We start from the raw sequence: 13,523 nt of genomic DNA on the forward strand, positions 1-13,523 counted from the left end.
GATTATGAATATTTGCGGTGAATTGCGTCTGATTGTGGCCCATAGCAATCGCTTCACTGCAGGCTACAGAGTGGTATCCCCCACTGTTGTAACAACTGTGTCGCAGAGACGACCAACACAGAGATTCCTTAGGTGATGTTTTTAAGGTAATCGAGACCTTCCGAGGTTCGACCCTGCTCATCCAGCAGCTTTGCATACCGGTAAGGCAGATTACTGTCGAACAGACAGGCCGCATGCTTCTTCCGCATCAGCAACATGATCTTATCCAACTCACTACCCCATTTACGATCGACAAAAAGATCGGCAAGATGAAACAGCATCGATTCATTGAACCTGGGCCCAGGTTCGGCTAAACGGATATAGTTACGATAAGTTTTGACTATCAGATCAACGGTTTTGCTATCACGCTCAGGCAGACTGAAGATTTTTCGCGCAGCCCGATGTACATCCTCTTGTTGTGGAAAATGCCGTCCACACTGATAGTAGAGCGATAAAAACCTCAAGTCACCACACTCCTCACGATAGATTTGCCTGAGTACCTTCAATGCATCACTGAATTGTTGCTCACCAAAATAGACTCCGGCTCGATCCAATTCAGCATCGATGTCTTTGGCGATCGCTGCTCCATCAAACAAACTTAAACTCGACACCCAATGAGTTTTCTTGATCACCAGCACAACCACCGCACCGATCAGCAAACCCAGGATATGCACCAGGTAGTTCATCTGACTGTTGGAGTAGACCATGAACTGAATAAACTCGATGCTTATCCAAAGTGGCAGCAAACCGAATACCGGCATTGACTGTACATTGGTGTAACGACTGGACAGTTTCAACAGAGGAATCTGCCGATGACCAAAAATCACTGCCGAAAGCCCCAGCACACCCGAGATCGCCCCGGAGGTGCCAAATCCTGGAACCAGGGTCTCTGGTACAAACATCAGTGCCAAAATGGTCACCACCAGGCCGGATCCCAGATAGAGGGCGAGAAACAGATGACGGCCAAGCAGTCTCTCGGTCATATAACCCAGCAGCGCCAAGAACAGCAGGTTGCTGATGAGATTCAGTAATCCTGCGTGGACAAACATATGGCTGACCAGCGTCAGACCGATCCACTTACCGGTATAAAAACCGCAATCGATGCAACCGATTATGGTTGGTTGATGCCAAATCGAATAGAAAAAAAGGTTGATCAGAATCAGCGTGAACGTCACCAAGGGGAGACGCTTAAGATCAAAGGTGACTGTTTGTGGAGCAGTTGTCATACGGTCTTCCCTGACTTGGCGGTACTTTTTTCCTTGATAAACTCATGTCACATTCACTGTTGGACTCGAGCCCTGGTCATGATTGGCACAAGCGGATGACCAGTGATGAAGGAATAATTGAACAGTCGATCATAGAGACTCCCTCCCCTCAATCATATTCCCTATCCTTCCATTGACGGATAACCTTAAAAATTTCTGCGTGATCGGTCAAGGTTTTTCCAACAACTTTTTCCGCTGCCGCCACTACCGATGGAACCTGAGTGCGTAGAAAAGGATTGGTCGCCAACTCAAGCTGCAGACTAGAGGGCAGGGTCGGCTCGCCGTTTTGTCGTTTACCCTGTTCGGTTTCAATACGCTGCATGACCGCCTCACTTTGAGGCTCCACCCAACGGGCAAAGCCCAGATTGTCGAGGGTGTATTCGTGGGCGCAATAGATTTTGGTTTCTGCCGGCAGTTGCGCAATCCTCTGCAATGAGTTCGCCAGTTGCGCCATCGTGCCATCGAATACCCGTCCACAGCCTGCAGCGAACAGAGTATCGCCACAAAACAGCGCCTGCTCACCCAGATAAGCAATATGTCCGGCGGTATGGCCAGGCACCTCAAGTACTTGAAAATCTGCATCCAGACCCGGAATCAGCGGCCGATCCCCCTCATGCAGAGGCTCAGTTACCCCTTTGATCGACTCCCCGGCAGGACCGAAAACCTTCAGGTCGGGAAACGCCGTCCGCAGTTCCGGAACCCCTCCCACGTGATCATAGTGGCGATGGGTGATCAGTACCGCGCTCAGCGTCAGTGAGTTTTCCTGCAGCCAGTCGAGCAGTGGAGTTTCATCTCCAGGGTCAACAGCAACAGCCGTTGAGGCGCCGGGATTTCTCAGTGTCCAGATGTAGTTGTCATCAAAGGCTTTGATTGGGGTGATCTGCAGCATCGTAACTCAGACCAGACGCAACTTGGATGAACGACTGACCCTTTCAATGGCCGAGAGGATACCCGCATAGTCCAATCCGGCTTCCGTCAACTGCTCCTGATGACTGGCATGATCCAGGTAACGATCGGGCAACCCCAGATTGATCAGATTGACTTGAATACCCTTGGCCGCAAGGAACTCGTTGACCGCAGAGCCGGCACCACCTTGAACCACATTCTCCTCAAGCGTGACCAGAATTTCATGGCTGGCAGCCATCTCCCGCACCAGAGCCTCATCCAGCGGTTTGATGAAACGCATATTCACCAGCGTGGCATCGAGGTGATCGGCAACCTGCTGGGCGGTGGCAAGCAGACTGCCAAACACCAGCAGAGCCACCTGTTTGCCGGTACGTCTGATTTCACCCTTACCGACCTCCAATGCGGCTGATCCGACCTCGACCTCAACCCCCGGACCGGCTCCTCTGGGGTAGCGGATCATCGCAGGCCCCTCATACTCATAGCCGGTTTGCAGCAGACGATCACACTCCTGCTCATCCCCTGGAGCCATGATCACCATATTGGGCAGACTGCGGACATAACTCAGGTCGAAACAACCCGCATGTGTCGCCCCGTCAGCACCAACCTGCCCGGCCCGATCCACAGCCAGGGTGACATCCAGATTTTGCAGGGCCACATCGTGGATCAACTGATCATAGGCCCGCTGCAGAAAAGTGGAGTAGATCGCCACCACCGGCTTCAACCCCTCACAGGCGAGGCCGGCCGCGAAGGTGAGCGCATGCTGTTCGGCGATTCCCACGTCAAAATAGCGCTGTGGAAAACGTTTGGCATAGGTCACCATGCCAGAGCCTTCACTCATGGCCGGTGTGATGGCGACCAGCTTTTCATCCTGCTCGGCAACATGACATAACCAATCACCGAATACCTGGGTATAGGTCTTGCTGCTGGTACCTTTCTCCATTTTGCCGGTGGCCGGATCGAACGGAGTCACCCCATGGTAGACACAGGGATCCTGCTCTGCCGGGATATAGCCCTTACCCTTCTGGGTCACCACATGCAGCAGACGGGGGCCACGCATATGCCGCATGTTGTGCAGCGTGGTGATCAGGGTATCGAAGTCATGCCCTTCGATGGGACCGATATAGTTAAAGCCCATCTCTTCAAACAGGGTGCCTGGCATCACCATGCCCTTCATATGCTCCTCCCATTTGCCCACCAGATCGCTTAACTGGTGGGGCAGATGGCTGAGCGCAGATTTGCCACCCTCACGCATGCTGGTATAGACCTTGCCGGAGAGCAGTTTCGCCAGGTGATTACTGAACCCACCCACGGGTTCGGAGATCGACATATCGTTGTCATTGAGGATCACCAGCAGATCCTGATCCAGGGCGCCAGCCTGATTGAGGGCCTCAAAGGCCATCCCGGCCCCCATGGCGCCATCGCCGATGATGGCGACAACCTTGCGGTTCTCCCCCTTCTGTTTGGCGGCCACCGCCATACCCAGTGCGGCACCGATGGAGGTGCTGGAGTGGCCGGTGCCGAAGGCGTCATAGTCACTCTCGCTACGCTTGGGAAAACCGGATAGCCCACCTTTTTTACGCAGGCTCCCCATACGTTCGCGCCGCCCGGTGAGAATCTTGTGTGGATAGGCCTGATGACCCACATCCCAGATCAGCCGGTCATAGGGGGTATTGAACACATAGTGCAGGGCAATGGTCAGCTCCACTACCCCCAATCCAGCCGCCAGATGCCCTCCGGTCTGAGCTACGCTGTCGATGAGAAATCGCCGCATTTCCACCGCCAGTGGACGCAGCTTGATCGGGTCCAGCTTACGCAAATCACCCGGGTAGTTAACCTGGCTCAGGATTGGATAGTCACCCATGCTCTTGGGGGTGTTACCCGTCGTGCCCTGATCTGACATGATTAGGATGGCTCCTTGATGATACAGTCTGAAATTGAAGCTGCCCTCTGCCCGACAGCCCCTCTACTGCAGAAACCTATGATCGAATCTAGAATCGGCAGAATGCTTTAAAGTCCGCTGCTGTTTCACCGCTGCAAGGGGAAAAACCGGCCTGTTGCAGCGACGCCGTGAAACAGTGGACCTTAAATGGTGATTATACCCTTTCACTGCCACTCCTGCATTCAAACCGGCGCATCTTTGATGTGCTGGGCTTCCGCCATCACAAAATCGAAAAATGCCCGGGCAGCCGGAGATAAGCGCTTGTTTTTACGGTAAACCAGGTACCAGTGGCGCTGCAGTGGAAAACCTTCGATATCGAGCACCACCAAGCGCCCTGTCTCCAGCTCGAGCTCGATCGTGTGGGTGGAGACCACACCCAGCCCCATCCCCGCACGTACCGCTTGCTTGATCGCTTCATTACGGGTCATCTGCATACCGGGTCTGATCTCAATCTGCTGCTCGTCGAAATAGCGCTCCATGGCCAATCGCGTGCCCGACCCCGCCTCACGCATGATGAAAACCTCTTCACTTAAACGCTTGGCAGGAATATTCCGTTGATTCTGCAAAGGGTGGCCCGGTGGTGCGATCACCACCAAAGGGTTATCCATGAAAGGCTTGAATTCCAGATCGATATCCCCCGGAGGCCGCCCCATCAGCACCAGATCGGTCTCATTATTCTGCAGCAGGCTCATCAACCGCTCACGATTGGTCACATCCAGACGCAGATCGATACTGGGAAAACTGCGGCTGAACGCCGCCAACAGCCTGGGGGCGAAATAGTTGACGGTACTCGCCACCGCGATATCCAGATGCCCGGTATCGAGCCCTTTCAAGGCTGACACCACATCCTCCATCTCTTCAAAGGTCTGAAAGATCGTGCGGGCGTATTGATGCACTTCCCGCCCGACCTCGGTCAGCTGGATCTTTTTACCCGCATGTTCGAACAGGGGCATACCCACCGACTCTTCCAACTGTTTGACCTGCATCGACACGGCCGGCTGGCTCAGATGCAGCGCCTTGGCGGCCTGAGTGTAGTTGAGATGTTGGGCGACGGTCTCAAAAACCTTTAATTGACGGAGAGTTACGTGCATTCCAGAGGTATCTACCGATCCAAGTATCAGAAAATATGATTATGACTCCATTATAGTATAAGTTTTTATTTATGATTTCGATTAAAAGATCTGACTTCCCTTAAGCTCTGAGATACCTATACTAGCTGCACCTTGATTGAGCATATGCTGAAACTTTAATTGAGCATATACATGAAACATTTACTTACAGCCGGTTAACTGACTACCGGCTGTATTTCAAGGCAACGCAATCCTAAATTTGGAGGAATCGCTATAATGGCCAAGAAATATGATGCGGGTGTAAAAGAGTACCGCGAGACATACTGGATGCCCGAGTACACGCCACTGGATACTGATATCCTGGCATGCTTCAAAGTTACCCCTCAGCCGGGCGTACCACGTGAAGAGGTGGCAGCCGCTGTGGCCGCTGAGTCTTCTACCGGTACCTGGACTACTGTATGGACCGACCTGCTGACCGACCTGGATCACTACAAAGGTCGTGCCTACGCCATCGAAGACGTTCCTGGCGACGACACCTGTTTCTACGCATTCGTAGCCTACCCGATCGATCTGTTCGAAGAGGGCTCTGTCGTTAACGTCATGACCTCTCTTGTTGGTAACGTTTTCGGCTTCAAGGCCCTGCGTGCACTGCGCCTGGAAGACATCCGCTTCCCAATTGCCTATGTCATGACCTGTAATGGACCACCTCAGGGTATCCAGGTTGAGCGTGATATGCTGAACAAGTACGGTCGTCCACTGCTGGGTTGTACCATCAAGCCAAAGCTTGGCCTGTCCGCTAAAAACTACGGCCGTGCCTGCTATGAAGGTCTGCGTGGTGGTCTCGACTTCACCAAGGATGACGAGAACGTCAACTCCCAGCCATTCATGCGCTGGAAACATCGTTTTGACTTCGTCATGGAAGCGATTCAGAAAGCGGAAGCTGAAACCGGCGAACGCAAGGGTCACTACCTGAACGTTACTGCACCGACTTCCGACGAAATGATGAAGCGAGCTGAATACGCAAAAGAAATCGGCGCGCCGATCATCATGCATGACTACATCACTGGTGGCTGGTCTGCAAACACCCAGCTAGCTCAATGGTGTCAGGACAACGGCATGCTGCTGCACATTCACCGCGCCATGCATGCGGTCCTCGACCGTAATCCGCACCACGGTATCCACTTCCGCGTACTGACCAAGATCCTGCGTCTGTCCGGTGGTGACCATCTGCATTCCGGTACCGTTGTCGGTAAGCTGGAAGGCGACCGTGACGCGACCCTGGGCTGGATCGACATCATGCGCGACTCCTTCGTCAAAGAAGACCGCTCACGCGGTATCTTCTTCGATCAGGACTGGGGCTCTATGCCTGGCGTACTGCCGGTTGCTTCCGGTGGTATCCATGTATGGCACATGCCTGCACTGGTTAACATCTTTGGTGACGACTCTGTACTCCAGTTCGGTGGTGGTACCCTGGGTCACCCATGGGGCAACGCTGCTGGCGCCGCTGCTAACCGTGTTGCGGTTGAAGCCTGTGTTGAAGCTCGTAACCAAGGCCGTGAGCTGGAGAAGGAAGGTAAGGACATCCTTACCAATGCTGCTGCTTCCAGCCCTGAGCTGAAAGCCGCCATGGAAACCTGGAAAGAGATCAAGTTCGAATTCGACACCGTCGACAAGCTGGACGTTTCTCACAAGTAATGACCAGTTCAGCGGTGGTCGGCACCCGACCACCGGCTGAACGACTCAATCAAATTCGAACAGTTAGAGGTATATACCAATGAGTGATATGCAAGACTACAAGTCAAGCTTGGCCAATGCAGATAGCCGCAAGTTTGAAACTTTCTCCTACCTGCCTTCAATGGATGCTGACCAGATCCGTACCCAGATCGAGTTCATCGTATCCAAAGGCTGGAACCCATCCATCGAACATACTGAACCAGAAAATGCGAGTGGCAGCTACTGGTACATGTGGAAACTTCCGATGTTCGGTGAGACCGACGTTGACGCCATCCTGGCCGAGTGTGAAGCTTGCCACCAGGCTCACCCGAAGAACCACGTACGCCTGCTGGGCCTGGACAACTATGCCCAGTGCGCTGGTGCGTCCATGGTTATCTACCGTGGTGAAACTGTCTAAGTTCTGATTTCAGAACCTTAGTCGAAGGGCCCCGCCCCCCTACCCTGGGCGGCGGGGCTTTTTTTTGAAACAGCTGCTCAAAGTCAGCTGGTTTTCCAAAACAGTGTGTTAGGGTTTCGGAAAACCTGCTTTCAACTATTACCCCTGCGGTGCCTTTGGCATCCTGGTGAATAACAACCTGATTACAAAAGGTAGGACATCATGAGCGATATCAACTCAGACCAGTATCAGATTAAAGAAGAGCCTTACTACCGCTCCGTAGGTAATGAAGTCGAGATGTACCAGGCAGCCTACGATGCGCGCATGCCGGTCATGCTCAAAGGCCCAACGGGTTGCGGTAAATCACGCTTTGTTGAATATATGGCGTACAAGCTGAACAAGCCGTTGATCACCGTTGCCTGTAATGAAGACATGACCGCCTCCGATCTGGTTGGACGTTTCCTACTCGATATCAACGGCACCAAGTGGCAGGACGGACCATTGACCGTGGCTGCACGGATCGGCGCCATCTGCTATCTCGATGAAGTCGTCGAGGCCCGTCAGGACACCACTGTGGTGATTCACCCGCTGACCGACCACCGTCGCGAACTGCCGCTTGAAAAGAAAGGCGAACTGGTCAAGGCACATCCGGATTTCCAGATTGTTATCTCCTACAACCCGGGCTATCAGTCGTTGATGAAGGATCTTAAACAGTCCACGAAACAACGCTTTGGCGGCATGGACTTTGACTATCCGGAAACCGAAACCGAGACCGAGATCGTACAGCATGAAGGCGGCGTAGACGCGGAGACTGCCGGCAAGCTGGTACAGATCGCTCAGCGTTCTCGAAACCTTAAAGGTCATGGCCTGGATGAAGGCATGTCTACCCGACTGCTGGTGTACGCGGCACAGCTGGTTTCCAAAGGCATCGACCCAATGTCAGCGTGTCAAATGGCCCTGGTCACCCCGCTTACCGATGATCCGGATATGCGCGACACCCTGAGTGCTGCGGTCAACACCTATTTCTGATGCGCGTTGGACGCGGAGACCGTACAGGAGTGCAGACTGCGCAGAGGGTTCAATCAATGACTCATGTCGTGTATCGATTTGAAAGAGTGCCTTCCCAAGAGGTAGGCGCCTGGGCGGAAAGCCCCTTTCAGTCTGCAGACACTGATTCTTACCCATCTGTATCAGCTGTTTGTTCTGCGGCCTCTGCGTACCTCGGCGGAATTTGCGTCCGGAGAGAACCATGAGCGTCAATTTTTCGGAATATATCACCTGCCTCGATGAGGGCGACCACGAGCACTTTGAGGCACTTGAGTCATCCTACCATGAGGCCCAACGGGTCATGTCGCCGCGTGGCCTGCAAAACTACCTGGAAGGTATGCGCGCCTTCTGTACTCTGGGTCGTGGCCAGGACTTGGTACTGACCTATGTACAGGAAATGCCGGGGGTTGCCAAAGAGGTGGGTGAGGACATCATCCCCGATATCGTCGAAGCGATGATGAAACTGGCTTCGCACACCTCCGGCAGTGTCATCACCCTGATTGTGGCCAGCCTACCACTAGCAGCCTCACGCCTCGGCGATGCTGATGTCATGCGCGGTTTTCTCAAGCTGTTGCACCAGATGACAGGCAAAGCCCCAAGGGGTCTGCGTCCGATGATGGAGAACCTGGACGAACTCCTCTCCAAGCTGACTCTGGGCGGACTTCGTCGTTGGGTGATGTGGGGAGCACAGGCGCATCAGCGTGACCTGGATGGGCAGTTGGCCTACTTTGGCCTGCAGACCGAGTCAGCCCGCTCGATTCTCCAGTCTGAAAGACGCGGTACCCTGTTCATCGATAATCAGCGCAAGCTCAACTTCTACTTGCGCGCACTCTGGGCACGCGCCTTTTTCATGCGACCCACGGCAGGCGACTTCGAATCCCGTCAGGGCATTCGACCCTATATCGAGAGTTTTCAGATCCACGTTCCGGATGCCTTCGATCCATTCCGTGGCATTCATGGCATGGAGGTCTATCGGGCCACTGCAGCTCATGCAGCTGCGCACATGGTCTATACCCGTGAACCGATCTCTGCAGAGCAACTCTCACAGGCACAAATGCGTATGATTGAACTGTTCGAGGATGCTCGCGTCGAGTACCTTGCCTACAGCGCATTTCCCGGTTTACGCAAACTCTGGTTGCAGTTCTTCACCTCCGAGCCTGGTGAGAACGATGATTATGGCAAGCCGCACGAGACCATGGACCTGATGATGCGAACAACCCGCACCATCATGGATCGCGATTATCGTGATGAGCTTGATGTAATCAATCAGACGGCCGATGAATTCGTAACCAAATTGGAAGAGGACCCCTACAATCCACGCTTGTCCTGGATGGCTGGTATCGATTTCTACAACAAGATTACCGAAATCGCCAAGATTCCCAGTGTGCGCATCCTCTCCGAGTGGCCGATCCCATATCGGGACGACAACCGCTATTTCTGGGATTTCTCTGAGAACATGTTCGAATCCCAGGGCATCGACTACCTGCCGACTTCACAGAAGACGGTTCGTCGGTACGTCAGTCTGATGGAGTTCGTCAACGACCTCGACTCAGAGATGACTCACGACAATCCGGATGAGATCCTGGTGCTCTCCACTGAGCTGTTCCCCTACGAAGACATGGGAGTCAGTTACAATCAGATGGAAGGCGTGGAGCCAGTATCCGATCCCTACCACTACAATGAGTGGGATTACCATGTACAGCTTGCGCGTCCCGAATGGGCAACCGTCATTGAGCGCAAGCAAGGCGTTGGCGATCCCGAAATCATGGACGAGATCCTTACCAAGCACAAACCAATCGCTTCGCGTATCCGCCATCTGATCGATGCGCTGCAACCCCAGGGCATTGTACGGCGCAGGGGGTACGAAGAGGGGGAAGAGCTGGATCTTAACGCGGCTGTTCGGTCAATGATCGACATCCGCCGAGGCGTTATGCCCGACCCACGGATCAACATTCGCATCACACGCCATGTTCGCGATCTCTCGATCGTACTGTTGCTCGACCTCTCTGAATCGACCAATGAAAAGATTGGCGACATCGCCGAAGGTGAAGAGGGTTATGAGGATCAGGAAAGCATTCTCGACCTGACCCGGGAGTCTGCCGGACTGCTCTCCTGGGCGATCGACTCGATTGGTGATAACTTTGCCGTTCACGGCTTTGCATCGGATGGTCGTCATGATGTGCAGTATTATCGCTTCAAGGACTTCGATCAGAGTTATGACGATGTAGCCAAAGCACGCATGGCGGGCATGAAGGGTGGGCTCTCCACCCGTATGGGGGCGGCACTGCGTCATGCCGGCTGGCATCTGACCGAGCAAAATGCACAAAAAAGACTGGTGCTACTGGTTACCGACGGAGAGCCAGCAGATATCGATGAGCGGGATCCTCAATACCTTCGACACGATGCCAAAAAGGCGGTTGAGGACCTGGCCATGCAGGGCGTCTATACCTATTGCCTGACCCTTGATCCCAACGCTGACCGCTATGTCTCCAGAATCTTTGGTGAGAACGGCTACTCTATCGTGGATAATGTGGAACGCCTGCCGGAAAGACTACCCAGTGTGTTCGCCGCACTGACCGGCTAACCGAGACAGCTGACTCTGATCAGGAATCTGCTTTTGGAAAGGGCAGGACCCGTTTGACTTTGGGTTCACAGCCATGCTCTTTGGCCCTTTCCTCAAGCAGATCCATGGCTTTCTTAAACTCGCCGATCAGACGATTATGAAGCTCCCTGGCTTTCTCGTCGTAATAGATCATATCGATTGGCGCCGGTTCGGTCAGATTATCCCGATCGAGATCACGACGGAACTTCCAGGCCAATCGAATCAGCTTACCACCCTGGCCATCCTTAACCGCATAGGCCAGGTTATCGATAAAAATTACCTCGTTTTCATCCAGCACCGCCTGTATCTGCATGGTACGAACCGGGACAAATACATGTTCATACTGACAGCGACTCAAAATAAGCCGACACTGATTGTAGAGAGGAGCCGGAATGGTCAAACGTTCACAAGCCAGCTCATCCGGGCGAAAGAATAATTCGCTGAGATTTTCCCCCATATCAACAAACCTCAGTCATCATCACCCAATTCAGGATCCCAGCCTTTGGCCTTTGCCTGGCTGATCGCCTGTTGATAGATTCGGCTGTGTCTTTCGGCTAGATCCTCCGGTAGATTCGACACCAAGTGTCCATATTTCTCCCACTCTAGAGTAACCTTGTCATAGAGATCGGTGATCCCCTGAACCGTCCAACCTTCGCAGGTCTCAGTTTCCGGAATCAATCCAAAAACCCAGGCATCCCGGATGATGTTTCCGGTGGGATTCATGGCGCCTTTGGGATCGTTGTGAATACCTTCGTATATTCTGTCTGTCATGGTCTTAGCACGCTGTTGAGTCATTATTGATAGAAAATCCGCCTTTCCAGTTTATCGATATTGTAAACGGGTTTCATTGATTCTCACATAGCTGAAATCCATGTTTTCTGGGTCTTTAGTGAGTCATTTAAGTCTAGCTAACGGATTAGGGAAATCTGGACCAGCACTTTAACTGAAATATCCCGCTAAAAATAGACAAGCCCCCAATCATCTCTCTTCACATCGATTCTCAACTGGCCTTTCATTATTTACGTTGAAAAATCCACACTGAACCTGGTTGGCACAAGGTTATTAAAGGGTCGATTGTTTCACATTTCATACGCTGCTTCGTTTCACAGAATAGGGTAAACCCTAGTGTTCAATAATCTATCAACTCGATATCGTCATAACCGCATCGGTTTTTAAGAATCAACTGTGTTAGGCAAAGTTACTTCCACTAATCAAGAACAAGGAGATGTAAATGAAGTATCGAAATTACATGAAATAGATCGCCGCATTGATGACGCTAGTCAGCTGCACGACCATGACAGCTACCGCTCAGTATAGCTCCCAGCTGGATCTTACCAATCCTCAATACCCGGTTAATATCAATGGCGCCACAGGTACCGTCGCCGCTGATATCATCAGAGTCGACCTTGGTAGTAACGGGGATGGGCAGATGGATATCCAATTGACGACCAGCAGCTATACCACATTAGGTACTACATTGGGTTTTACCCTCACCACAGATCCTAATGATACTTTCTACAATGATCCCAGTGCTTTTCTTGCCCTGTCTGATACAAATGTAGATGTAACCCAGTTTTTAATGACAATATCGTGGGCTGGGAGATCTACAGTTGGGGCTCGAACTATATTGCATCTGACGCACCAAATGACCTTACCGGGTCGCTGAATCCAAGAAATTTTGATCCCACTGAGCACTATTACGCCTTTCTTGCAGGTGGATCACTTCTACCGACCACAATCGATATTCAACTCGATGTGTCCGATGGTAATGATGTAAGCGCTGTGCCAGTTCCTGCTGCAGTCTGGTTATTTGGTTCTGGTTTAGTAGGCATGCTCTCGCTAAACAGAAGAAAAAAGAGACTGTAGTGAAGGCCACATGAGCTCACGATAATTTATGGCTCATCTGACCTCACACGACACAGCCACAGAGACAGAGCCATGATGTCCTGTGGTTGTGTATCACTGAGATACTAAAGAAATACCTGAATATATTAGCTCTATTTATAGCATTAACTATATCGAAGATGCCCCTGATCAACAGATAACGCCAGGCGGCGCACCAGAGTACTAGTACCCTGTTGACCTGACTGCATTATCAATGGGAGCTGACGAACTATTTATTTATATCCGATTTGACTTTGCGGGAAATATTCCCATAGACAGGGACATGATCCCCAATAACGGTGAAGTGGAAGAGCAACAGGTGCTAAGTCAGAGCATCAGTATAAATTGTAACTCAGGTAGTGATCTAAGCACTGGTGCCAGCGATGAAGAAATTGATGACATCGATATCTTTTTTGCATTTTCATACAACTATGGAACTCCTCCATACGTCTATGCCAACTACGGATTTCCAGATGGGGATATTTATAACCACCTTGGTCAGGCTGATGCTGAAATGGTCGACGGTGGACATGGCGACAGTTTCGTTATACTAAGATTCTTACATAGTGATGTAGCGGAATACCTTCCACATGATCAAACCATGGATTATGGTGGCTGATCAGAAGCTGAGAGTGACTTATACCATCATCTCTCATTCAAT

General features: G+C 52.0%; 12 protein-coding genes. 6 read left to right on the forward strand and 6 right to left on the reverse strand.

The window, feature by feature from the left end; translation table 11 throughout:
- Positions 1-128: 128 nt before the first annotated feature.
- The 4 genes from AC4IE8_RS08225 to AC4IE8_RS08240 all read right to left on the reverse strand — a co-directional run bounded on the left by AC4IE8_RS08225 (position 129) and on the right by AC4IE8_RS08240 (position 5,240).
- Entirely contained in the window at positions 129-1,265 is a 1,137-nt protein-coding gene (locus tag AC4IE8_RS08225; RefSeq protein ID WP_490790780.1) for a rhomboid family intramembrane serine protease, read from the reverse strand.
- Positions 1,266-1,413: 148 nt separating this feature from the next.
- On the reverse strand, positions 1,414-2,193 hold the full coding sequence (gloB, locus tag AC4IE8_RS08230) for a hydroxyacylglutathione hydrolase (RefSeq protein ID WP_068988159.1): 780 nt from the start codon (positions 2,191-2,193) through the stop codon (positions 1,414-1,416).
- 6 nt (positions 2,194-2,199) lie between these two features.
- Positions 2,200-4,110, reverse strand: coding sequence for a 1-deoxy-D-xylulose-5-phosphate synthase (gene dxs, locus AC4IE8_RS08235; RefSeq protein ID WP_490790781.1), 1,911 nt, complete (start codon positions 4,108-4,110; stop codon positions 2,200-2,202).
- 221 nt (positions 4,111-4,331) lie between these two features.
- Entirely contained in the window at positions 4,332-5,240 is a 909-nt protein-coding gene (locus tag AC4IE8_RS08240; RefSeq protein WP_068988157.1) for a LysR family transcriptional regulator, read from the reverse strand.
- 252 nt (positions 5,241-5,492) lie between these two features.
- On the opposite strand from AC4IE8_RS08240, the gene AC4IE8_RS08245 reads away from it, so the two are divergent.
- From AC4IE8_RS08245 to AC4IE8_RS08260, 4 genes are all read left to right on the forward strand, one after another.
- Positions 5,493-6,914 (forward strand): form I ribulose bisphosphate carboxylase large subunit, encoded by a 1,422-nt coding sequence (locus tag AC4IE8_RS08245; RefSeq protein WP_305782024.1) that lies wholly within the window; start codon positions 5,493-5,495, stop codon positions 6,912-6,914.
- A gap of 79 nt (positions 6,915-6,993) precedes the next feature.
- Positions 6,994-7,350 (forward strand): ribulose bisphosphate carboxylase small subunit, encoded by a 357-nt coding sequence (locus AC4IE8_RS08250; RefSeq protein ID WP_068988155.1) that lies wholly within the window; start codon positions 6,994-6,996, stop codon positions 7,348-7,350.
- A 201-nt stretch (positions 7,351-7,551) separates the two neighbouring features.
- On the forward strand, positions 7,552-8,358 hold the full coding sequence (locus AC4IE8_RS08255; RefSeq protein WP_068988154.1) for a CbbQ/NirQ/NorQ/GpvN family protein: 807 nt from the start codon (positions 7,552-7,554) through the stop codon (positions 8,356-8,358).
- A gap of 220 nt (positions 8,359-8,578) precedes the next feature.
- A complete protein-coding gene (locus AC4IE8_RS08260; RefSeq protein WP_490790782.1) occupies positions 8,579-10,960 on the forward strand; it encodes a nitric oxide reductase activation protein NorD in 2,382 nt (793 codons plus the stop codon).
- Between the two features lie 19 nt (positions 10,961-10,979).
- Here AC4IE8_RS08260 and AC4IE8_RS08265 read toward each other — a convergent pair whose 3' ends face one another.
- On the reverse strand, positions 10,980-11,435 hold the full coding sequence (locus AC4IE8_RS08265) for a hypothetical protein (RefSeq protein ID WP_490790783.1): 456 nt from the start codon (positions 11,433-11,435) through the stop codon (positions 10,980-10,982).
- 11 nt (positions 11,436-11,446) lie between these two features.
- The gene (locus tag AC4IE8_RS08270) at positions 11,447-11,749 is read right to left on the reverse strand and encodes a hypothetical protein (protein ID WP_490790784.1); all 303 of its coding nucleotides are present in this window, start codon (positions 11,747-11,749) and stop codon (positions 11,447-11,449) included.
- A gap of 819 nt (positions 11,750-12,568) precedes the next feature.
- On the opposite strand from AC4IE8_RS08270, the gene AC4IE8_RS08275 reads away from it, so the two are divergent.
- Positions 12,569-12,844 (forward strand): PEP-CTERM sorting domain-containing protein, encoded by a 276-nt coding sequence (locus tag AC4IE8_RS08275; RefSeq protein WP_490790785.1) that lies wholly within the window; start codon positions 12,569-12,571, stop codon positions 12,842-12,844.
- A 232-nt stretch (positions 12,845-13,076) separates the two neighbouring features.
- Positions 13,077-13,481, forward strand: coding sequence for a hypothetical protein (locus AC4IE8_RS08280; protein ID WP_490790786.1), 405 nt, complete (start codon positions 13,077-13,079; stop codon positions 13,479-13,481).
- Positions 13,482-13,523: the final 42 nt, after the last annotated feature.

It is taken from the genome of Candidatus Thiodiazotropha sp. AKAK2, assembly GCF_058244685.1.

What these genes read in the sequence shown, in the direction of transcription:
- AC4IE8_RS08225 (WP_490790780.1), bottom strand. Translation starts at nt 1,265, where the DNA reads ATGACAACTGCTCCACAAACAGTCACCTTTGATCTTAAGCGTCTCCCC.
- gloB (WP_068988159.1), bottom strand. Translation starts at nt 2,193, where the DNA reads ATGCTGCAGATCACCCCAATCAAAGCCTTTGATGACAACTACATCTGG.
- dxs (WP_490790781.1), bottom strand. Translation starts at nt 4,110, where the DNA reads ATGTCAGATCAGGGCACGACGGGTAACACCCCCAAGAGCATGGGTGAC.
- AC4IE8_RS08240 (WP_068988157.1), bottom strand. Translation starts at nt 5,240, where the DNA reads ATGCACGTAACTCTCCGTCAATTAAAGGTTTTTGAGACCGTCGCCCAA.
- AC4IE8_RS08250 (WP_068988155.1), top strand. Translation starts at nt 6,994, where the DNA reads ATGAGTGATATGCAAGACTACAAGTCAAGCTTGGCCAATGCAGATAGC.
- AC4IE8_RS08255 (WP_068988154.1), top strand. Translation starts at nt 7,552, where the DNA reads ATGAGCGATATCAACTCAGACCAGTATCAGATTAAAGAAGAGCCTTAC.
- AC4IE8_RS08260 (WP_490790782.1), top strand. Translation starts at nt 8,579, where the DNA reads ATGAGCGTCAATTTTTCGGAATATATCACCTGCCTCGATGAGGGCGAC.
- AC4IE8_RS08265 (WP_490790783.1), bottom strand. Translation starts at nt 11,435, where the DNA reads ATGGGGGAAAATCTCAGCGAATTATTCTTTCGCCCGGATGAGCTGGCT.
- AC4IE8_RS08270 (WP_490790784.1), bottom strand. Translation starts at nt 11,749, where the DNA reads ATGACAGACAGAATATACGAAGGTATTCACAACGATCCCAAAGGCGCC.
- AC4IE8_RS08280 (WP_490790786.1), top strand. Translation starts at nt 13,077, where the DNA reads ATGGGAGCTGACGAACTATTTATTTATATCCGATTTGACTTTGCGGGA.